The sequence below is a fragment of the Pseudomonas sp. UBA5666 genome (assembly GCF_002420785.1).
Classification (GTDB): Bacteria; Pseudomonadota; Gammaproteobacteria; order Pseudomonadales; family Pseudomonadaceae; genus Aquipseudomonas; species Aquipseudomonas fulva.
In genome coordinates, this window is the sequence record NZ_DIIQ01000020.1 from 25,832 (window position 1) to 45,662 (window position 19,831).

Annotated in this window: 20 protein-coding genes and 1 riboswitch; of the genes, 9 read left to right on the forward strand and 11 right to left on the reverse strand. The window is 63.5% G+C overall.

Features of this window, described 5'->3' with window-relative positions:
• The first annotated feature begins 104 nt into the window (after window positions 1-104).
• Complete coding sequence (locus B2Y33_RS11260) at window positions 105-806, forward strand: LexA family transcriptional regulator (RefSeq protein WP_027915144.1); 702 nt, start codon at window positions 105-107, stop codon at window positions 804-806.
• 298 nt (window positions 807-1,104) lie between these two features.
• On the opposite strand, the gene B2Y33_RS11265 is transcribed toward B2Y33_RS11260, so the two are convergent.
• Window positions 1,105-3,279, reverse strand: a complete 2,175-nt coding sequence (locus B2Y33_RS11265) for a TonB-dependent siderophore receptor (RefSeq protein ID WP_206405811.1) — start codon at window positions 3,277-3,279, stop codon at window positions 1,105-1,107.
• A gap of 183 nt (window positions 3,280-3,462) precedes the next feature.
• Between B2Y33_RS11265 and B2Y33_RS11270 the strand changes: the two genes are divergently transcribed.
• The 8 genes from B2Y33_RS11270 (at window position 3,463) to B2Y33_RS11305 (ending at window position 12,748) form a co-directional block, all read left to right on the forward strand.
• Window positions 3,463-4,155, forward strand: coding sequence for a response regulator transcription factor (locus tag B2Y33_RS11270; RefSeq protein ID WP_027915140.1), 693 nt, complete (start codon window positions 3,463-3,465; stop codon window positions 4,153-4,155).
• Window positions 4,155-5,501, forward strand: a complete 1,347-nt coding sequence (locus B2Y33_RS11275; RefSeq protein ID WP_206405812.1) for a HAMP domain-containing sensor histidine kinase — start codon at window positions 4,155-4,157, stop codon at window positions 5,499-5,501. The genes B2Y33_RS11270 and B2Y33_RS11275 overlap by 1 nt, the downstream gene beginning before the upstream one ends.
• A gap of 80 nt (window positions 5,502-5,581) precedes the next feature.
• Window positions 5,582-6,502 (forward strand): alpha/beta hydrolase, encoded by a 921-nt coding sequence (locus tag B2Y33_RS11280; protein WP_059183601.1) that lies wholly within the window; start codon window positions 5,582-5,584, stop codon window positions 6,500-6,502.
• 58 nt (window positions 6,503-6,560) lie between these two features.
• Window positions 6,561-6,702, forward strand: a riboswitch (FMN riboswitch).
• 80 nt (window positions 6,703-6,782) lie between these two features.
• Window positions 6,783-7,433 carry a 3,4-dihydroxy-2-butanone-4-phosphate synthase gene (gene ribB / locus B2Y33_RS11285; protein WP_111475839.1) on the forward strand — a complete coding sequence of 217 codons (651 nt, stop codon included), beginning with the start codon at window positions 6,783-6,785 and terminating at the stop codon, window positions 7,431-7,433.
• A gap of 126 nt (window positions 7,434-7,559) precedes the next feature.
• Window positions 7,560-7,802 carry an exodeoxyribonuclease VII small subunit gene (locus B2Y33_RS11290; RefSeq protein WP_023534977.1) on the forward strand — a complete coding sequence of 81 codons (243 nt, stop codon included), beginning with the start codon at window positions 7,560-7,562 and terminating at the stop codon, window positions 7,800-7,802.
• Entirely contained in the window at window positions 7,799-8,686 is an 888-nt protein-coding gene (locus B2Y33_RS11295) for a farnesyl diphosphate synthase (protein ID WP_125922350.1), read from the forward strand. Before B2Y33_RS11290 ends, B2Y33_RS11295 begins: the two co-directional genes overlap by 4 nt.
• A 118-nt stretch (window positions 8,687-8,804) precedes the next feature.
• Complete coding sequence (gene dxs / locus B2Y33_RS11300) at window positions 8,805-10,700, forward strand: 1-deoxy-D-xylulose-5-phosphate synthase (protein ID WP_059183600.1); 1,896 nt, start codon at window positions 8,805-8,807, stop codon at window positions 10,698-10,700.
• A gap of 176 nt (window positions 10,701-10,876) precedes the next feature.
• Window positions 10,877-12,748, forward strand: coding sequence for a TonB-dependent receptor domain-containing protein (locus tag B2Y33_RS11305; protein WP_206405813.1), 1,872 nt, complete (start codon window positions 10,877-10,879; stop codon window positions 12,746-12,748).
• Here B2Y33_RS11305 and B2Y33_RS11310 read toward each other — a convergent pair.
• The 10 genes from B2Y33_RS11310 to B2Y33_RS11355 all read right to left on the reverse strand — a co-directional run bounded on the left by B2Y33_RS11310 (window position 12,720) and on the right by B2Y33_RS11355 (window position 19,793).
• The gene (locus B2Y33_RS11310) at window positions 12,720-13,538 is read right to left on the reverse strand and encodes a cobalamin-binding protein (RefSeq protein ID WP_028687664.1); all 819 of its coding nucleotides are present in this window, start codon (window positions 13,536-13,538) and stop codon (window positions 12,720-12,722) included. The genes B2Y33_RS11305 and B2Y33_RS11310 overlap by 29 nt on opposite strands.
• On the reverse strand, window positions 13,538-13,957 hold the full coding sequence (locus tag B2Y33_RS11315; RefSeq protein WP_027915133.1) for a hypothetical protein: 420 nt from the start codon (window positions 13,955-13,957) through the stop codon (window positions 13,538-13,540). Before B2Y33_RS11315 ends, B2Y33_RS11310 begins: the two co-directional genes overlap by 1 nt.
• A complete protein-coding gene (ribA, locus tag B2Y33_RS11320) occupies window positions 13,954-14,571 on the reverse strand; it encodes a GTP cyclohydrolase II (RefSeq protein ID WP_023534989.1) in 618 nt (205 codons plus the stop codon). The genes B2Y33_RS11315 and ribA overlap by 4 nt, the downstream gene beginning before the upstream one ends.
• Before the next feature lie 133 nt (window positions 14,572-14,704).
• Window positions 14,705-15,445, reverse strand: coding sequence for a substrate-binding periplasmic protein (locus B2Y33_RS11325; RefSeq protein WP_206405814.1), 741 nt, complete (start codon window positions 15,443-15,445; stop codon window positions 14,705-14,707).
• Between the two features lie 13 nt (window positions 15,446-15,458).
• Window positions 15,459-15,962, reverse strand: coding sequence for a phosphatidylglycerophosphatase A family protein (locus B2Y33_RS11330; RefSeq protein ID WP_023535011.1), 504 nt, complete (start codon window positions 15,960-15,962; stop codon window positions 15,459-15,461).
• A complete protein-coding gene (gene thiL, locus B2Y33_RS11335; protein ID WP_027915131.1) occupies window positions 15,959-16,933 on the reverse strand; it encodes a thiamine-phosphate kinase in 975 nt (324 codons plus the stop codon). The genes B2Y33_RS11330 and thiL overlap by 4 nt, the downstream gene beginning before the upstream one ends.
• 18 nt (window positions 16,934-16,951) lie before the next feature.
• Window positions 16,952-17,452, reverse strand: a complete 501-nt coding sequence (gene nusB, locus B2Y33_RS11340) for a transcription antitermination factor NusB (protein ID WP_027915130.1) — start codon at window positions 17,450-17,452, stop codon at window positions 16,952-16,954.
• Window positions 17,449-17,925: a 6,7-dimethyl-8-ribityllumazine synthase gene (gene ribE / locus B2Y33_RS11345; protein WP_023534949.1), complete on the reverse strand. Its 477-nt coding sequence runs from the start codon at window positions 17,923-17,925 to the stop codon at window positions 17,449-17,451. Before ribE ends, nusB begins: the two co-directional genes overlap by 4 nt.
• 92 nt (window positions 17,926-18,017) lie before the next feature.
• Window positions 18,018-19,109 (reverse strand): bifunctional 3,4-dihydroxy-2-butanone-4-phosphate synthase/GTP cyclohydrolase II, encoded by a 1,092-nt coding sequence (gene ribBA / locus B2Y33_RS11350; protein ID WP_027915129.1) that lies wholly within the window; start codon window positions 19,107-19,109, stop codon window positions 18,018-18,020.
• An 18-nt stretch (window positions 19,110-19,127) separates the two neighbouring features.
• Window positions 19,128-19,793, reverse strand: coding sequence for a riboflavin synthase (locus B2Y33_RS11355; protein ID WP_023534964.1), 666 nt, complete (start codon window positions 19,791-19,793; stop codon window positions 19,128-19,130).
• Between the last annotated feature and the right edge of the window lie 38 nt (window positions 19,794-19,831).

A 19,831-nucleotide genomic window follows, 5' to 3' on the forward strand; every position in this document is an offset into this window, starting at 1 on the left:
GTCCTACAACGTCCTACACCCGCGTCTGACTGCCCTACGTTTCCCCTTTGCCCATCAACATCTTGTTCATACCCTTGGTGGCACCGTGCCGCTAAACTTTCCCCATGAACACATCTGGTGAACGTTTAAGAGCCCTTCTTCAGGAATGCGGACTGACCCCTGCCGACTTCGCCGCACAGCGCGGCGTGACGCCTCAGCACGTCAACAACTGGTTCAATCGCGGGGTCCCGCTGGCTCGCCTGGACGAGCTTGCCGACCTGTTCTGCGTGCACCGTCGCTGGCTGCGAACGGGTGAAGGCGCCAAGCATCCCAATGCCATCCTGCGCACCTGTCCGCCACGCCCTGTGCCGATAGATGCTCCCATTCCGCGTGCGGTTCATCGCGGGCGCGTAGTGCACGTGCCGTTCCACGAGGTGCGCAATGGCCTGCTGTGCAAGGTGTCGGGGCGTGCCTTGCGCCTGCCGGCCAACGCACTGCGAATGCTGGGTGTCAAACACGACACGTCCATCTGCATGGCCATGCCAGGCGGCAACATGGCCCCCTTGATCCCCGTCGAAGCGACCCTGGCCATCGACATGAGCATGACCCAGATCGTGGAGGGCGAAACCTATGCCCTGCTGATCAATGGTGCGTTGCGCGTGCACAACCTGACCATGGGTGAGCACGGCACGCTTTACCTACACAGCCATGACCGGCACAACTATGCCGTCGAGCGCTTGACCCCCAGCCAGCGCCAGGCGCAAGGGCTAGAGATCCTGGGATGGGTCTATCACTGGTCGCATTTTCGACGGCAGCGGCCTGGCTGAAACACCCTGTGCCATTTTTTGCTGGGCATCAGGTGCATGCCCTTGTATGCTACGCGCACATCAGCCCCGACCGGCCCAAGCCGCAGTCCAGAGGGCTCGGCGATACCCCATACGGGCATCAGCCATCTCTTTCAGGCCTCTTTTGGCCACACCGTTAAGGCGATTGCGGCTTACCATAAATTAGTCGGAAGCGTCCCCGAGAAGCCGGCCACAAGCCGGCTTTTTAATGCCTGTTTTTCAGCCAGGAAAATGCGGCGAGACGCTCAGGCGGCGCCGCATTACCCGTCGGTACACGCCTCTAGAAATCGTAACGCGCACCCACCAGCACGCTGCGCGACGGGCCGTAGAAGTTGAACGTGGAAGTCGAACCCACCCGCGACAGGTAATCGCGATCGAACAGGTTGTTGACGTTGACGGTGGCAGTCAGCCTGGAGGTCACCGGGTAGGAAAGCATGGCGTCCACGGTGGCATAACCCGGCGCGTCGATGCGTACCCCGCCGTTTTCCGAGTGGAAATTGCTCATTGCCGAAACGCCGCCACCGATGGCCAGCCCGGTGAGCGCGCCACGGCTGATGGTGTATTTGCTCCACAGCGACGCCTGGTGGCGCGGCATGATGAAGAACGTGGTTTCGGCATCGCCCTTCACGGTTTCGGTGTCCATCCAGGTGTAGCCGCCTAGCAGCTCCCAGTTATCGGTCAGCTTGCCGCTGACTTCCACTTCCGCGCCCTTGACCCGTGTCTTGCCCGCAGCCACCGAGTCATTGGTCGCAACGCCTTCGCTGTCGTAACGGGTGGTGGCGCGGTTTTCGTCGGTCAGGCGAAACGCCGACAGGCGCGTGTTGAGCGCGCCACCAAAGTAGCTGCTCTTGATGCCCACTTCGTACTGCTCGCCTTCGCGTGGCTTGAGTACCCGGCCGTCGCCATCGGTTGCCGATTGCGGCTTGAACACCTGGGAATAACTGGCATACAGCGCATGGTTTTCGGAAAGGTCATAGACTGCCCCCGCATAGGGTGTGAAGTGACCATCGACCTGCTTGCTGTCGTCCGCAGTGACACCGCTCTTGAGGGTCGTGGTGTAGAAATCGCCGCGGTACCAACTGAACCTCCCGCCGGCAATCAACGCCAGGCGCTCGACCGGGCGGAAGGTCACCTTGGAATACAAGCCGTACTCCTCTTCCTGCATGCCCGTCTCGGTCGTGTAGTTCGCAGCTGGTTTAGCGAACTGCTTGGGCGAGTAGGTGTTGACGTTGATGTTGCCCAGCGTCGTGGCCCCGTTCAGGTACTCGGTATCGTAGTTCTTGTAATCGCTGCCGACGACGAACTCGCTGACCTGGCCAAAGGTTTCGAAGGGCTGGCTGTAGCTGGCATCGACCGCGTAGGTGTCCTGGGTGAAATCACGTGCACTGGCGCGTTCGGAGTTTTTGCCCGTGGTAGGGTTCGTGGCCGTGAAGGCGTAGAGATAGTTGGTATCGCGGTGCGACCCGCGGGCAGCAATGCGGCCATAACCACCGTTGTCGAATCGATGGGTCAGCTCAGCGACCAGATCGGTGGTCTTGCCGTCGAACGCGTTCCAGTCTGCGCCCAGAAAGCGGGAATGACTGAAGTCAGGGACCTTGCCGTCCAACGTTGCCGGGTAGCCGTTGTGCGGCGTGATGTTCTTGACCTCGTGGATCAGGCCGAACGACAAGGTGGTGGCCTCGTCCAGGTCGACATCGAGCGCGCCGTAGTAGCTGTTGCTGGTGTTGGCGTTGTAGTCGACTTCGCCATTGGTGTCGTCGCGCGAGGCGATGAAGCGACCGCGCACCCGTCCGTTTTCGTCCAGCGGCCCGCTCAGGTCCAGTTCCTGGTGATTGGTATCCCAGGTGCCGTAGTAACCCTCGACATTCCCCTGAAAGTCCGCCGTCGGCCGCTTGCGCACCATATTGACGATACCGCCCAGTTCGCTGGTGCTGCTGAATAGTCCGGCCGGGCCACGCATGATCTCGACACGGTCGAAGGCCACAAGCGATGGCACGGTCCCGAAGATGCTCGCCATCGGTGCTGGCAGGCCGTCGATGTTGAATTCGCTGTACTCATAGCCACGGGCGTAGATCGACGACCGACCACTGTCGTTGGTCAGGGTACGCAAGCCGGCCGTGTACTTGGCCAGGTCATCGAGGTGGACAAACTGCCGATCCTTGACGTAATCCTGGGTATAGACGGTGATCGACTGCGGGATGTCCTTCAAGGCGGCTGGCGTCTTGGTGCCCACGGTGGCGGCGTCCACGCTGTACCCGCCAGTGGCTTCGGAGGGCAGCATGTCGTATAGCCGATTGCCTTCGATGGTCAATGCAGGCAGGTCGAGGGGGTCATCGGCATTGACCACCACGGCTACGTCTTGCGCCAATGCCGAAAGTGAAAACGGCGTCACCAGCCCTGCCACCAGCCATCCCCGCACGCGCCGCGCGCGCCCTGCCCCACTGAAAACATTCATGCCGCACCCTTCGCCCATATGATAGTAATTCGCAAACGAAACATATTGCTTTTTGCGAACGATACCGGAGCAGGTACAGGGCATGCAGCAGCATTAACCTTCTTAACACATTGGGGCCATTGCCTAGGGCCGAGTCCGGTGGGATGATTTGCAACTGATATAAATTCTCATTCAAGGCTCGCCGTGCCCACCTCCTTGCTGCTGGTCGAAGACGACCCACGCTTACGCCACGACCTTTACCGCCATTTCATCGACCGTGGCTTCGAGGTACATGCATGCGCGACGGGAGAAGCGGCGCTGGCCAATGCCCGTCGATGCGCATTCGACCTGGCGCTGCTGGACATCATGCTGCCAGGTCTCGATGGCCTGAGCCTGCTCGATGCACTGCGGCGCAAGCAGGCCGTACCGGTGATCCTCATGTCGGCATTGGGTGCCGAGCAGGACCGCATCACCGGATTCACCCGCGGCGCCGACGATTACCTGCCCAAGCCCTTCAGCCTGGCGGAACTGGATGCGCGGGTAGACGCACTGTTGCGCCGGGTCGCCTTCCACAGCACACCGCCCCTGGCAACGCGCGCTGATGAGCCCGTATTCGACCACGCGGCCCAGGACGTCATGCACAACGGCATGCCGGCGGGGTTGACTGGCTCGGAGTTCCGCCTGTTGATCACGCTGCACGCCCATGCCGGGGAGCCGCTGAGCAAGCCTTTCCTGTACCAGACCGTCCTGCACCGTGGCTACACGCGCCTGGATCGGGGCCTGGATGTGCATGTGTGCAACGTGCGCCGCAAGCTGGCGGACATTGGCATACAGCATCTGCTCATCCAGGCTGTGCGTGGTCAGGGCTATGTCCTGGTCGTGCAGAGCCCGGCCTGATGCGGCGTCATCCGCTGCTGTGGAAGCTGGCCCTGCTGCAGGTCAGCTTCTGCCTGCTGCTCACCTGGTTGATCTGGACCTGGGGCCTGACGGTGGAACGCAGCACCTATTTCCTGGCTCAGGCCGACCAGGACTACCTGGCCCGCTATGCCCGGCAGGCCGAGCTCGCCTGGGAGCAAGGAGGCGCCGTGGGGGTCGAGACCTGGCGTAAGCAGGTGCAAAGGGCCGAGGACACCTGGGCAGCCGTCGTCGGCCCTTACCTGCAAAGCCTGGGGACCACACAGCTCACAGCCGAGGAAGCGGGTCACCTGACCTTCATGCGCAAGCTGAACTGGCCCATGAGCCGCCGCCTGCAAGGCGAACTGCCTTACGTCAGCATTACCTTCCCGCGCCATCCCGAGCACGGTCGCCTGGTGATGCAACTGCCCGAGCGGCTGCTGCCCACCGGGCTGACGCCTTGGACTCACCTGATTACCCACGGTGTGGCGCCGGCCTTGCTGGCCCTGCTGATGGGGCTGGCACTGTACCGTCACCTTGTCGCCCCGTTGAACCGCCTGCGTGACCGCGCCGATGCGCTGCGGGCCAACGACCTGGACAGCCCAGGCCTGCCCCTGCAAGACCGGCGCGATGAGCTGGGCGAACTGGCGCAGGCCTTCGATCATATGGCCAATCGCTTGCGCCAGAGCCTGGAACAGCAGCGGCTGCTGCTGCGCACACTGTCCCACGAACTGCGCACGCCGCTGGCACGCCTGCGTATTGCCCATGACAGCAACTTGCCCGCCGCCCAGTTACGCGCGCGCATGGATTATGAAACGAGCCATATGCAGAAACTGCTGGAAGACACCCTCGACCTGGCCTGGATGGATACCGAGCAGCCCGTCCTGGCCACCGAACCGGTACTGATGGCATCACTGTGGGAGGCGCTGTGCCAGGACATCTGCTTCGAAAGCGGCTGGAGCCCCGCACGCCTGCCGTGCACACTCGGGCAGGACTGCGTGGTCCAGGTGCACCTGGACAGCGTGGCCCAGGCGCTGGAGAACCTGCTGCGAAACGCCATCCGGCACTCTCCGCCCGAGGGAACCGTCTGCCTGGAGGGCTGGCGCGAGGGTACGCATTGGCACCTGTGCGTGCGCGATCAAGGCCCCGGCGTGCCTGAGGCCGCGCTTGAGCGCATTTTCCAACCGTACCAGCGGCTGACCGCCAGCGGCGCAGGCTTCGGACTGGGCCTGGCCATTGCCCGCCGCGCCGTCCAATTGCAGGGTGGCAGACTCTGGGCCTGCAATGCTCACCCAGGCTTGCGCCTGCACCTTACCCTGCCGGCCAGCGTCAACGGTTTAGAAAGTTAAGGCGCTTTACGCATGTCAAAGGCTGATTATCATCTGGCTGCTTGAGTTGCAGCGCCTGCAATGCCGTGAAGAGATGCCTGATGAACAGAATGATCCGGGGCCTGGCGCTTGTGCTGGCCTTTGTGACCGGTGCCGCCACGGCCCAGCCCGAGCATGACCAGCCGATGGATACGACGCTGCTGGCTCGCCAGGACCTGGCCTATCGATTCACCCACCTGGACCTCGACTCGGCAGACGGCGCGCGTCACTACCGGCTGTGGATAGGACTGCCCAAGCGCGCCGCCCCCGCAACCGGCTACCCTGTGTTGTGGATGCTCGACGGCAATGCAGCCCTGAGCGCACTGGACCGACAACGACTCGATGCCTTGGCCGCCGGCCAGGCCCCCGTACTGGTCGCCGTGGGTTACCAGACCCGCCAGCGCATCGACAGAACCAGCCGAACCTACGACTACACGCCGGCGCTGGCCGGGCAGACAGAGCAACGCGACCCACTCACCGGGTTGCCCAGCGGCGGGGTGGATGCCTTTCTTGACCTGCTGGAGACCCGCATGCGCTCAGGGCTGGCAGCACTGGTGAGCATCGACCCCCAGCAGCAGACGCTGTGGGGGCACTCGTATGGCGGCCTGGCCGTGCTCCATGCCCTCTTCACCCGGCCCAAGTCATTCGCCGTCTATGCGGCGGCCAGCCCATCGCTGTGGTGGCATGACGGCGCGATCCTGCGCGAAGCGGCAAGCCTGCCGGCGCGGTTGGGGGATGCCCAACCGCAGGTGCTGTTGATGCGCGGCTCACTGGAGCCGGCCAGCCCCCGCGAACCGGCCCAGCCCCACGCCGATCAGACGGCACGGAGCCTCGCCGCCAGCCTGACCCAGCTCAAGGGCGTGCAGGTGTCTTTCAAGCAGTTCGACGGCCTTGGGCATGGGCCGATGCTTGCGGCGTCGCTGCACTGGGTGATCGACACCTTGAGCAAAGCAGCACCGCAGGGCACCTCGCCCAGCCGCTGACAGCGGTCTAGATCATAACGGCGGGTTGCCAACCCAGGCACAGGGTGCGGTATGCTTGCCCGGTCTTCAGGGCGGGGTGAAAGTCCCCACCGGCGGTAAATCGAAAGATGAGCCCGCGAGCGCTCCGGCCATGCCGGAGGTCAGCAGACCTGGTGAGATTCCAGGGCCGACGGTCATAGTCCGGATGAAAGAAGGCGTCAGGCAGGGGCCCCACGGGCACCCTTGCGCACGCATTTTGCTCGCCCCGAGACGTTCATCGATTACTTACGAGGAGCGTTTCATGTCTACCTTGCACCCTGTGCACTTTCCCAATGTCACCGCCGCCATCGCCGCGTTCAAGGCCGGTCGCCCCGTGCTGCTGCTTGACGATGACGACCGTGAAGATGAAGCGGACATCATTGCCGCTGCCGAGAACATTTCGATGCAGACCATGGCCATGATGATCCGCGACTGCAGCGGTATCGTCTGCCTGTGCCTGGACGAGGCAACGGTCGATGAGCTGCAACTGGCACCCATGGTCCAGAACAACCAGGCCCGCCACGGCACCGGGTTCACGGTCACCATCGAAGCTGCCGAGGGCATCAGCACTGGCGTAAGCGCCCAGGACCGGGTCACCACGATTGCCGCTGCACTGCGCTCTTCGGCCGAGCAACGGCATATCGTCAGCCCTGGGCATGTGTTTCCGCTGCGCGCGCGCAATGGCGGTGTGCTCACGCGTCGCGGTCACACCGAAGGGTCGGTTGACCTGGCCCGCCTGGCCGGACTGCGGCCGGCAGCCGTCTTGTGCGAATTGATGAACCCTGACGGCACGATGGCTCGCGGTGAGGAAGTGGCCGTCTATGCACGCCAGTACAACCTTCCCATGCTGACCATCGACGAGTTGGCGCAGTATCGACTGGCGCTGCAGGCGCAAACGGCTGCGGCGATCTGATCGACCTGGCCACGCCAGGGCCTGAACGGTAGCGCCAACCCGGCGCTGCCGTGCCAATGGCGGTTTGCTCACCCCGCCCCGCTCTGCTAGTGTCGCGGCGTTCAGACTACCGCCGAGACTGCCGCCATGGCCCGCAAAAAAGCTTCCCTTGATTTCGAGCAATCCCTTGCCGAGTTGCAGGCACTGGTCGAGCGCCTGGAGAACGGCGAGTTGTCCCTGGAGGACTCGCTTGCCGCTTTCGAACAAGGCATTGCCCTGACGCGTGATTGCCAAGGCGCACTGGCTCAGGCCGAACAGAAGGTGCAGGTTCTGCTGGAGCGCGATGGCGAGCTGACTGCCCAGCCCTTCGACGTGGAGCCCGAGGCATGATCGGTGCCTATCAGTCCGCCTGCCAGGCACGCGTCGATGGCGCACTCGAGCCGCTGTTCATCGCCCCCACGGCCGAGCTTGAACGCCTGTACGCCGCAATGCGCTACAGCGTGATGAACGGCGGCAAACGCGTACGCCCGCTGCTCGCCTACGCGGCCTGCGAGGCCTTGGGCGCTCCGGCGGAGCACGCCAACGGCGCCGCTTGCGCCGTCGAGCTCATCCACGCTTACTCGCTGGTCCACGACGACTTGCCGGCCATGGATGACGACGACCTGCGCCGCGGCCAGCCGACCACGCACAAGGCGTTCGACGAGGCCTGTGCCATTCTTGCCGGTGACGGCCTGCAAAGCCTGGCCTTCAGCGCATTGCTCGACCCCCACCTGAGCCCCCAGACCGACGCACTTCGCCTGGCCATGGTGCAGGCCTTGGCCTCGGCCGCCGGCCCCGCTGGCATGGTGGGCGGGCAAGCCATCGACCTGGGCTCGGTGGGCATGAAGCTGGACCAGCAAGCCTTGGCGTTCATGCACCGGCACAAGACCGGTGCACTGATCGAGGCCAGCGTCCGCCTGGGCGGGCTGGCCAGTGCCCGCGCCGACCAGGCGCAGCTCGATGCCTTGCAGGTGTATGCGCAGGCCATCGGCCTGGCCTTCCAGGTTCAGGACGACATCCTCGATGTGGAAAGCGATACGGCTACACTGGGTAAACGCCAGGGCGCCGACATCGCCCGCGACAAGCCGACCTACCCCGCCCTGCTGGGCATGGAGGCGGCCAAGGCCTACGCGATCGAACTGCGCGACCAGGCATTGGTCGCATTGGAAAGCTTCGACGAAAAGGCCGAGCCACTGCGAGCCCTGGCGTGCTACATCGTCGAACGCCGCAACTGACCTGGCGAGTAGCGCGTGATGGCTGTTAAGCCGCCAGCGCGTCACCCGTCTGAATGGGCAGCTTTTCCTACAATGGGGTAAACTGCCGCGTCTTAATACACCTATAACGACTCGCCTGATGCCCACGACGTTTCAAGAGATCCCCCGCGAACGCCCGGTCACGCCGCTGCTCGACCGCGCTGACACGCCAGATGGCTTGCGCCGTCTGGCCGAAGCCGACCTGGAGACCCTGGCCGACGAGTTGCGCCAGGAACTTCTGTATACCGTGGGCCAGACCGGTGGGCACTTCGGTGCCGGCCTGGGCGTCATCGAGCTGACCATCGCCCTGCACTACGTCTTCGATACCCCCGATGACCGGTTGGTATGGGACGTGGGCCACCAGGCCTACCCGCACAAGATTCTGACCGGGCGCCGCAACCGCATGCTCAGCCTTCGCCAGAAGGACGGCGTAGCCGCCTTCCCGCGCCGCAGCGAAAGCGTGTACGACACCTTCGGCGTCGGTCACTCCAGCACATCGATCAGCGCAGCCCTTGGCATGGCCATCGCGGCGCGCCTGCAAAACAGCGCTCGCAAGTCGATTGCGGTCATCGGCGACGGCGCACTCACCGCAGGCATGGCGTTCGAGGCGTTGAACCACGCCCAGGAAGTCAACGCCGACATGCTGGTGATCCTCAACGACAACGACATGTCGATCTCGCGCAATGTGGGAGGCTTGTCCAACTACCTGGCCAAGATCCTCTCCAGCCGCACCTACTCCAGCATGCGCGAAGGCAGCAAGAAAGTGCTGTCGCGCCTGCCAGGTGCGTGGGAAATAGCGCGGCGTACCGAAGAATATGCCAAGGGCATGCTGGTACCCGGCACGCTGTTCGAAGAGCTGGGCTGGAACTACATCGGTCCCATCGATGGTCACGATCTGCCCACGATGATCGCCACCCTGCGCAACATGCGCGACCTCAAGGGCCCGCAGTTCCTGCACGTGGTGACAAAAAAGGGCAAGGGGTTCGCCCCGGCCGAGATCGACCCGATCGGCTACCACGCCATCACCAAGCTCGAGCCTGTGGACAAGCCGGTTGCGCCGAAACAGGCCAGCGGACCGAAATATTCCGCCGTGTTCGGCCAGTGGCTCTGCGACATGGCCGCTGCCGACGATCGCCTGGTGGGCATTACGCCGGCCATGAAGGAAGGCTCCGACCTGGTGGCGTTCAGCGAACGCTACCCTGAACGCTATTTCGACGTGGCGATTGCCGAGCAGCATGCCGTCACGCTCGCGGCGGGCATGGCTTGCGAAGGTAGCAAACCGGTAGTGGCTATCTACTCGACCTTCCTGCAGAGGGCCTATGACCAGTTGATTCATGACGTGGCCGTGCAGAACCTGGACGTGCTGTTCGCCATCGACCGCGCCGGTCTGGTGGGTGAAGACGGCCCGACCCATGCCGGTAGCTATGACCTGTCCTACCTGCGCTGCATCCCTGGCATGCTGGTGATGACCCCCAGTGACGAAAGCGAGTTGCGCCAGATGCTCAGTACGGGCCACCTCTATAACGGCCCGGCTGCCGTGCGCTATCCGCGCGGTACAGGCCCTGGCGCTGCTGTCGACGAGGGCTTGGAACCGCTGGAGATTGGCAAGGGCGTGGTTCGTCGCCGGGGTGAAAAGGTCGCGCTGCTGGTCTTTGGCGTGCAGCTGGCCGAAGCCCTGCAAGTAGCCGAACAGATCAACGCCACGGTCGTCGACATGCGCTTCGTCAAGCCGCTGGATGAAGACTTGGTGCTGGAAATGGCAGGTAGCCACGAACTGCTGGTGACCCTCGAAGAAAATGCCATCATGGGCGGCGCCGGTGCTGCCGTTGGCGAGTGCCTGGCCAGGGAAGCGGTGGTCAAGCCGTTGCTGCACCTGGGCTTGCCGGACCTTTATGTGGAACACGCCAAGCCCGCGCAGATGCTGGCAGAGTGTGGGCTGGATGCAGCGGGCATCGAAGCTAGCGTCAAGGCCCGCATGGTCAAGCTGGGACTTTGATGTGCAGGGCTGCGCTGCAGCCCGGGTGCTCAGCCAAACGAGCAGGCAGTCATTTACCCAACGGGGTCTGTGATTGCCGGCTTCTTTTTCGTTCATGGCGACTCTGAGGGCAAGGGCCTTTCTGCGCTGGGCTCCGCTGTGTTGGAGTGCGCAGACTTCGCAGATATGTACCGCCCGTGAAAAACCCGACCCTTGCCACCCTGCTTTGCCTCCCTCTGCCCTTGCTGGCGTCCGAACGAGATGACGCCCTGAAACTGCCTGACGTGCTCATCAGTGCCAGCCGCCAGGTCGAATCGCGCACCGCCACCAGTGCTGCGAACACCGTGTTTACCCGGGCCGATATCGACCGCCTGCAACCGAGTAGCGTCATGGACCTGCTCAGCCGCGTGCCGGGCGTGCAAGTGGCACCGACCGGCGGGCGCGGCAGCTTGCCAGGCCTTTTCATTCGCGGCACCAAGACCGCGCAAACGCTGGTGCTGGTCGATGGTGTACGCATCGCCAACGCGACCTCAGGCGACAGCGGCCTGCAGTTTCTCAACGTCGACCAGATCGAGCGTGTCGAAGTGCTTCGCGGCTCTCGGTCGGCGGTATATGGCAGCGATGCCATTGGCGGGGTCATCCAAGTGTTCACCCGACGGAGCCTCGGTGACGGCCTGCACCCGCGCGTGCGCCTGGCTGCCGGTAGCCGAAAAACCTTCCAGCGCAGCCTGAGTGTGTCGGGCGCCGATGGCTCAACGCGCTTCAACCTGGGCGCAAGCCTGGACGAAACGGCAGGCATCGATTCAACCGGACCGTCGTTCAGCAGTGACGCCGACCATGACGCTTACCGCAACAAATCGCTCAACTTCAGCCTGAGCCAGACGCTCGGCGAGCGCATCGAAGTCGGCCTGAACCTGCTGCACAGTCAGGGCCGCAGTCAATACGACAATCCATTCGGCGGCTTCGACCCTGTCACCTTCCAAAGCGTCGGCCAACAGCCGTACACCGACTTCACCGTTGCCAGCCTGGGCAGTTACCTCGACGCCCAGCTCACCGACAACTGGCACACGCGGCTGGAGGTGGCGCACAGCGAAAACCGTGACGACAAGCGCGACACGTTGAGCCCTGAACGCTTTGTGTTCAACACCTACCGCGACCAGATGACCTGGCAGAACGACCTGGCCCTGAACGACCAGCACAGCCTGCTCGCCGGCGCCGACTGGTATCAGGACCGCGTGCACGCCAGTACCGACTTCGAGAAGGACAGCCGCTGGAACCGGGCGGTGTTTCTTCAGCACCGCTATCAAGGCCCGCTGTTTTCCACCGAAGTGGGCGTACGCCAGGACCGCAACGAGCAGTTCGGCACTCACACCACCTGGAGTGGCAGCGTGAGCGTTGCGCTCGATGATCGCAATGATGTGGTGCTGTCCTACAGCGAAGGCTTCCGGGCCCCGACGTTCAACGACCTGTATTACCCGCAGTTCAGCAACCCTGACCTTGACCCCGAGCACGCCAGGACCTATGAAGTGCAGTGGCGCAGCCAGCTGTCTACCGACACCCGCCTGGAGGCTTCCCTGTACCGCACCGACCTGCGCGATGCGATCGTGTTCGGTCAGGACGCCATTCCCCGCAACGTGGCCTCGGCGCGCGTCGATGGCGTAGAGCTGGCCCTGGCCCAACAGTGGGGCGAATGGAGCAGCCAGCTGGGCCTGGCAATGATCGACCCACGTGACCGCGACAGTGGCCATACATTGGCCCGACGGGCACGCCGCACCCTGAGCCTGGACCTGGACCGCCGTGTGGGACCCTTCGGCATCGGTGCCAGCGTACAGGCTGTCAGCAGCAGCTACGATGATGAAGCCAACCGCAACCGTTTGGGTGGATATGGGTTGCTGGGCCTGCGCGGCAGTTGGGCAGCCACCGAGGCGCTGACCGTGGAGGCGAAGCTGGACAACCTGTTCGACCGTGGCTACAGCCGCGCCCTGTACAGCTACGAGGGCAGCCCCCATGCCTACCAGGAAGAAGGGCGCACGCTGTTGTTCAGCGTGACGTGGGCACCGGCGCTCTAGCGGCCAGCAGTTCGCACAGACGAGCCGTCGCTTCGATCATCTGCCCACTGGGGCGCTCGATGCCGTTGTCCGGCACCACCAGTAACCCGTCTTGCGCCACCGCGCGCAGCGTCGGCCAGGCCTTCCAACTGGCCAACTGTTGCGCATCGGCGGCCAGGATGATGTCGGGGTCGCGCGCAATGACCGACTCTACGCTCACCTGGGGCGCTGCCGGGTTCAAATCCGCAAAGACATTACGCGCACCACAGACGGCCAGTGCATCGCTGATCACTTGCTGACCACCCAAGGTGTACAAGGGGCGATCCCAGACCTGGTAGAAGACCTGCAGGGGCCTGTCGCGACGGTACTGCTGGCGCAGTGTTTTCAATCGTGCACGCAGGGCGCGAGCGTAGCGGCGGCCTTGGTCAGCGTGGCCTACGTGTTCAGCGATTTCTTCGATCTGGCCAATCAACTGCTCGATGCTGTGGGGCTCTGCGCTGAAGGCAGGGATGCCCAGACGTTTGAGCTGGTCGCGCTGCGCGGGCGGTACACTGCCCGGCCACAGCAGCAGCAGATCAGGGCGCAGACTGAGCAAACGCTCCATGTCCAGCTGGCCATAGCGCCCCACCGAGGGCAACGCTCGCAACGCCGGTGGCCGTTCACCCCCATCGAGCACCCCCACCAGCAGGTCGCCTGCCTGCAGTTCGAGCATGATTTCCGTCAACGACGGTGCCAGGCTGACGACGCGTAGTGGCCCAGCGCTCGCCAGGCTGCAGGCCAGTAGCGCCAGCCCCGCTATGAGCCGGCGCATCAGCCAAGCTGAGACGGCAGACGGTACAAGTAGAGCAAGACCACGGTGGACAAGGCCAGTAGCACCTGTGGGACGGTTTCCAGGCCCACCAGTACCGACACGGCGGCTACCCAGGCGGGGAAGCAGGCATAGGTCATGGCCAGGCGCCGCACGCGAGCCAGTTCGATCCACGCAGCAGGCTCGGCTTCGGTACCGAGCGCCTTGGAGGTGGCAATCAGCGCGCGCTTGTAGGCACCGAAGCGCGGCAAGGTGAGAAACAACGTGGCTGCGCCAGCGATGAACAGCGGCATGGCCAACATGGGGATCATCGCCTCGCCACCGCCAAAGGCCCAGGCCATGACCGGCAGCGGCACAAGCCCCACCGCCAGGTACTGCCACCAAGCCAGGGCGAGGCGCCGCTTGACCTCGGCGCGGGTCACGCCTGGGGCACCTCGCCCTGGTGTTCATTGCCCAGCATGTGGCCCAGCTTGCCGGCCTTGGTTGCCAGGTAATGGCTGTTGTGCGGGTTGTGCCCGGTGTGTAGCGGCACACGCTCGGCCACCACGATATCCATGTCGGTCAAGGCCTTGACCTTGCGCGGGTTGTTGGTCATCAAGCGCAACGCCTTGACACCCAGGTGCTCGAGCATCGGCAGGCAGATGGCATAGTCGCGCTGATCCGCAGCAAACCCGAGGCGCTCGTTGGCTTCGACCGTGTCCGCCCCTCCGTCCTGCAGTTCGTAGGCGCGGATCTTGTTCAGCAGGCCAATGCCACGGCCTTCCTGGCGCAGGTAAAGCAGCACGCCACGACCTTCTCGGGCGATCGCCTGGAGGGCAGCTTCGAGTTGCGACCCGCAATCACAGCGTTGACTGAACAAGGCATCGCCGGTCAGGCATTCGGAATGCAGGCGCCCCAGTACCGGCTGCCCATCGGCGATATCACCCAGGCTGAGCACCACATGCTCGCGGCCAGTGGCTTCATCCAGAAAGCCGTGCATGGTGAAAGTCGCGAAAGGCGTCGGGAGTTTAGAGGCGGCAACAAAGACAACGGGCACGTTGTGCTCCTGGGATAAGTGGGAATTTCAATGGACCGATTGTATCAGCAGCTTACAGGCAGTGCTCCCGCAGTATACCGCCGGTTATTATCGAAAACCTCGATGCGTAGCGGTTGCGGGCATGTACCACGCGCTACGGTTTGGTACTGGCATCGAAAGGATACGGCTGTTTCCAACGTTCGAATATCGGCTTGAGTTCGCCGCTGCGCACCAGTTCGGCCATGCGTTTGTCGAACACATCACGCAGTGCCTCACCCCGCTGACTGCGGGCAAACGCCAGGTACATGGGCAGCTCGACCACATGGGTGCGCCGGAATCGATCAGGTTGCGAGCTTTGCCCGATGACGTAGTCCACTTCGGTCATGGCGTCGACATAGAAGTCCACCCGGTCATGCTCCAGCATGGGCAGAATGCCTTCGCGTCGCTGGATTTCACGGAACTCCCGCACGCGGGGCAGGTATTTCCCATAGGCATAGCCACGCACCCAGGCCAGGCGATAATCGCCTATGGTTGCCAGTGTGGGGGCCGGCTTGCTGGCAAGCCCCAGGGCGTAGATATGGTCGACGTCGAAGTGCCAGCGAGGGTAGAGGTTGTCTTCACTTTCGTCCTTGTACGAGCCAACCCAGGCGTCAGCCTCGCCACGTTTGACCAGGCCAATGGCACGGCTATACGGCGCACTCTGCGGCACGACCTCGATTCCTGCGGGCTGGAACACCTTGCGCATCACGTCCCAGGCCACACCGGTGCCATCTGCGTTGGTGTAGTCGACCCACTCCTCGCTGACCAGGCGAATCTGGCCAGGCTGGCTGTCGCCGGCAGCCGCCCATGGGGCAGCGGCCATCAACAATGCCAGTAGCACACCCTTCAGCACCATGGCAGCCCCCGTTCTACGCGACAGCCCATACCAGAACCTGCATGCCCAACCAGGCGAAGACGCCGGCCAGCACGTCATCGAGCATGATGCCAACGCCGCCATGCACGTGACGATCGATCCAGCGAATGGGCCAAGGCTTGAGGATGTCGAAGAAACGGAACATCAAAAAACCCGCCAACAGCCACTGCCAGCCATCGGGCACCAACCACAGCGTGATCCACATGCCGACCATTTCGTCCCAGACGATGCCTTCGTGGTCATGCACGCGCAAGTCATTGGCCACCTTGCCGCACAGCCAGAAGCCGAACAGCATGGTGATCCCCAGTACCAGCCAATACCCCCAATCGGGCAGCATCTGCCAGAGCGGAATGAAGGGTATCGCCACCAGCGAGCCCCAGGTGCCGGGCGCTTTGGGCAAGGTGCCGGAGCCGAACCCGAACGCGATGAAGTGCCAAGGGTTGCGCCAGACCGATGGCGGAACGAACTCCGCAGGCACCTGATTGGGGTGGTCGGTCACGGTATCTCCCTAAAGTGTTGATAGCCCCGCTGCCGAGGCGTGATGTCCTGACCGTGCGCATCGCGCAGGGACACGCCCTGCCCTTGCAGCACGCGGCCAATGGGGTAGACCTGGATGAAGCCAAAGTGCGCAAGGTGCGTCAAGGCGTCCGGAGGTGCCGTGAACGCCAGTATGTAGTCGTCGCCACCGGCGAGCGCTGCCTGCACGGCTGCCTCGCGGCCCAGGAACGCCTCCACTTCGGGGGACACTGGCACCTGCGCCAGGTTCACCTCGAGCGCCACGCCAGAGGCCTTGGCGATATGACCGCAATCGGCCAGCAACCCATCGGAAATATCCAGTGCCGCCGTGGCGTGCCCTCTGAGCAAGGCACCGAGGGTGAGCTGCGGCATGGGCGCCCAATAGTGGGCCAGCAGCGGCTCTGCCACGTCCGGCGGCGCCTGGCGCTCCCCGAGCACCAGAGGCAAGGCGCCAGCGGCCTTGCCCAGCACGCCACCGACATACAGCAGGTCGCCCGGCTGGGCGCCAGTGCGGCGTAATGCCTGCCCGGCCGGCACACGGCCGAACACCGTCACGGTGATGCTCAGCGGACCCCGGGTCGTGTCCCCGCCAATCAGGCTCATGCGGCAACGGTGAGCCATGCGGCTCAATCCTGCCGAGTATTCCTCCAACCACGCGTGGCTGACGTCAGGCAGGGTGAGGGCCAGCGTGAAACCGATCGCGGTAGCGCCCATGGCGGCCAGGTCACTGACGGCGACTGCCAGGCAGCGCTGACCCAGCAGCTTCGGGTCGCAGACGGCAGGGAAATGCACCCCAGCTACCAGAGTATCGGTCGAGACGGCCAACTGCTCACCGGGAGGCAGATCCAGCAGAGCACAGTCGTCACCGATGCCCAGCGCCACCCCTTCGCCCTCGCCGTGCACTGCACAGTGCGCGGAGGCGAAGTAACGGTTGATCAGCTCGAACTCACCCATGGTCAGGCTGCGCCGCAATCAGCGCTTGTTCGCCTTGACTTCGGCTTCGCGCAGCGTCGGTGCCAGTTTGTCGAGCACGCCGTTGACGAACTTGTGACCGTCGGTGGCGCCGAAGACCTTGGCCAGCTCGACGCCTTCGTTGATCACAACGCGGTAAGGCACGTCGATGCGCTTGATGAACTCCCAGGTGGACAGACGCAACACGGCCAGTTCGACCGGGTCGAGTTCGTCAAGGCTCAGGTCCAGGCAGGGCTCGAGCGCACCGTCGATTTCGCCCTTGATGGCCGGAACGCCATGCAGGATTTCACGGAAGTAGGCGCCGTCGACATCTGCAAAATCGTTATCGACCCGAAACTGCGCTTCGATCTCGTTCAACGAATGATGCGCCATGTGCCATTGATACAGTGCCTGGGTCGCGAGCTTGCGGGCTTCACGGCGTTTGGCGCTTTTCGATGGCTTGCCGGCATCCGCAGGCTTGGGATCGCGCGGGTTGAAACGATCGCTTTCGTCGCTAATCACTTGGCCTCCAACTGCGCCAGCAGGCTTACCATTTCCAGGGCAGACAGGGCAGCTTCTGCACCTTTGTTGCCGGCCTTGGTGCCGGAACGTTCGATGGCCTGTTCGATGGAGTCGACGGTCAGTACGCCGAACGCCACAGGAACACCGAACTCCATGGACACCTGAGCCAGGCCCTTGGTGCACTCGCCCGCCACGTATTCAAAGTGCGGGGTGCCGCCACGGATTACAGCGCCCAGCGCGATGATCGCGTCGTAAGCACCTTGCTGGGCGACCTTCTGGGCAACCAGCGGAATCTCGAACGCACCAGGCGCACGGATGATGGTGATGTCGTTTTCGCTGACACCATGGCGTACCAGGGCATCAACGGCACCACTTACCAGGCTTTCGACGACGAAGCTGTTGAAGCGGCCAACCACCAAAGCATAGCGACCTTTGGGGGCAATGAAGGTACCTTCGATGGTCTTCAGGGTCATTGCGATATTCTCATCTTCAAACGCAAGGCCGCTTGCTGGCGGCCTCGACAGGGGTATGGACTCGAGCTGCAGGGCGTCATTGCCGCCTCAAGTCACTCGGAGGGCACGTATTCTACAACTTCCAGGTCGAATCCGGATATCGCATTGAACTTCATCGGCGAACTCATCAGGCGCATCTTGCGCACGCCGAGGTCACGCAGGATCTGCGAACCGGCACCCACGGTGCTGTAGGTGGTCGGGGTCTTGGCCGGTGCATCGCCTGCACTTTCGCGAATATGCGCAAGCAGCACATCGCCATCGAGCGGGTGCCCCAGCAGCAGCACCACACCGCTTCCGGCTTCGGCCACGGCGGCCATGGCGGCGCGCAGGCTCCAGCGACCCGGCTGCTTGACCAGCAGCAGGTCGCGCAGCGGGTCCATGTTGTGCACGCGCACCAGGGTGGGCTCTTCGGCGCAGATGGCGCCCAGGGTCAAGGCCATGTGCACGTCACCTTCAACCGCATCGCGGTAGGTGACCAGGTTGAACTCGCCCAGCTCGCTTTCCACCGACTGCTCGGAAACCCGCTGCACGGTGCGCTCGTGGATCATGCGGTAGTGAATGAGATCGGCGATGGTGCCGATCTTCAGGCCGTGCTCGGCAGCGAACACTTCCAGTTCGGCGCGGCGCGACATGGTGCCGTCGTCGTTCATCACCTCGCAGATCACGCCGCTGGGCTCGAACCCGGCCATGCGTGCCAGGTCGCAGGCTGCCTCGGTGTGCCCGGCGCGAGCCAGCGTACCGCCTGGCTGAGCCATGAGCGGGAAGATGTGCCCAGGGCTGACGATGTCTTCGGCCTTGGCGTCCTTGGCGGCAGCCGCTTGCACGGTGCGGGCACGGTCGGCGGCGGAAATGCCGGTGGTGACACCCTCGGCAGCCTCGATCGAAACGGTGAACTTGGTGCCGAAGCCTGAACCATTGCGCGGCGCCATCAGGGGCAGCTTGAGGGTTTCGCAACGTTCGCGGGTCATCGGCATGCAGATCAGGCCACGGGCGTGCTTGGCCATGAAGTTGATGTGCTCGGGCTGGCAGCATTCGGCTGCCATGATGATATCGCCTTCGTTCTCACGGTCTTCGTCATCCATCAGGATGACCATTTTGCCCTGGCGGATGTCTTCGACCAGTTCTTCGATGCTGTTGAGCGCCACGCGGCACCCCCTTCTCAATCAGGATTTCAAGAAGCCGTTGGCGGCCAGGAAACTTTCGGTGATGCCACTGCCCTTGCTCGGCTCGGCCGCCTTGTCGCCCAGCAGCAAGCGCTCCAGGTAACGGGCCAGCAGGTCGACCTCAAGGTTTACCCGACGCCCTGCGCGGTAGTCGGCCATGATGGTTTCGGACAGGGTGTGCGGGACGATGGTCAGCTCGAATTCGGCGCCATTGACCTCGTTGACCGTCAGGCTGGTGCCATCGACGGTAATCGAACCCTTGTGGGCGATGTACTTGGCCAGTTCTCGCGGCGCACGCACGCGAAACTGGATGGCGCGGGCGTTATCGCTGCGCGAGATGATTTCGCCGACACCGTCGACGTGACCGCTGACCAGGTGTCCCCCCAGCCGGGTGGTTGGCGTCAGCGCTTTTTCAAGGTTGACCTTGCTGCCACTTTTCAAGTCGACGAAAGCCGTGCGCTTGAGGGTCTCCACGCTCACATCGGCCCAGAAGCCGTTGCCAGGCAATTCCACCGCCGTCAGGCAAACGCCATTGACGGCGATGCTGTCGCCGAGCTTGACGTCACCCAGGTCAAGCTTGCCGGTGTCGACGTGCACGCGCACGTCGCCGCCTTTGGGCGTCAGACTGCGGATGGTGCCGATGGATTCGATGATGCCGGTGAACATGGGTCTTCCTCAAAACGGTGTGCGCGGGGCAAGCCGCG

Excerpts from the sequence above, each read along its gene's own strand:
- ribB (WP_111475839.1), top strand. The coding sequence starts at position 6,783 with ATGTCTACCTTGCACCCTGTGCACTTTCCCAATGTCACCGCCGCCATC.
- B2Y33_RS11260 (WP_027915144.1), top strand. The coding sequence starts at position 105 with ATGAACACATCTGGTGAACGTTTAAGAGCCCTTCTTCAGGAATGCGGA.
- dxs (WP_059183600.1), top strand. The coding sequence starts at position 8,805 with ATGCCCACGACGTTTCAAGAGATCCCCCGCGAACGCCCGGTCACGCCG.
- B2Y33_RS11290 (WP_023534977.1), top strand. The coding sequence starts at position 7,560 with ATGGCCCGCAAAAAAGCTTCCCTTGATTTCGAGCAATCCCTTGCCGAG.
- thiL (WP_027915131.1), bottom strand. The coding sequence starts at position 16,933 with ATGGGTGAGTTCGAGCTGATCAACCGTTACTTCGCCTCCGCGCACTGT.
- B2Y33_RS11295 (WP_125922350.1), top strand. The coding sequence starts at position 7,799 with ATGATCGGTGCCTATCAGTCCGCCTGCCAGGCACGCGTCGATGGCGCA.
- B2Y33_RS11280 (WP_059183601.1), top strand. The coding sequence starts at position 5,582 with ATGAACAGAATGATCCGGGGCCTGGCGCTTGTGCTGGCCTTTGTGACC.
- B2Y33_RS11355 (WP_023534964.1), bottom strand. The coding sequence starts at position 19,793 with ATGTTCACCGGCATCATCGAATCCATCGGCACCATCCGCAGTCTGACG.
- B2Y33_RS11325 (WP_206405814.1), bottom strand. The coding sequence starts at position 15,445 with ATGGTGCTGAAGGGTGTGCTACTGGCATTGTTGATGGCCGCTGCCCCA.
- B2Y33_RS11265 (WP_206405811.1), bottom strand. The coding sequence starts at position 3,279 with ATGAATGTTTTCAGTGGGGCAGGGCGCGCGCGGCGCGTGCGGGGATGG.
- ribE (WP_023534949.1), bottom strand. The coding sequence starts at position 17,925 with ATGACCCTGAAGACCATCGAAGGTACCTTCATTGCCCCCAAAGGTCGC.
- B2Y33_RS11275 (WP_206405812.1), top strand. The coding sequence starts at position 4,155 with ATGCGGCGTCATCCGCTGCTGTGGAAGCTGGCCCTGCTGCAGGTCAGC.
- B2Y33_RS11310 (WP_028687664.1), bottom strand. The coding sequence starts at position 13,538 with ATGCGCCGGCTCATAGCGGGGCTGGCGCTACTGGCCTGCAGCCTGGCG.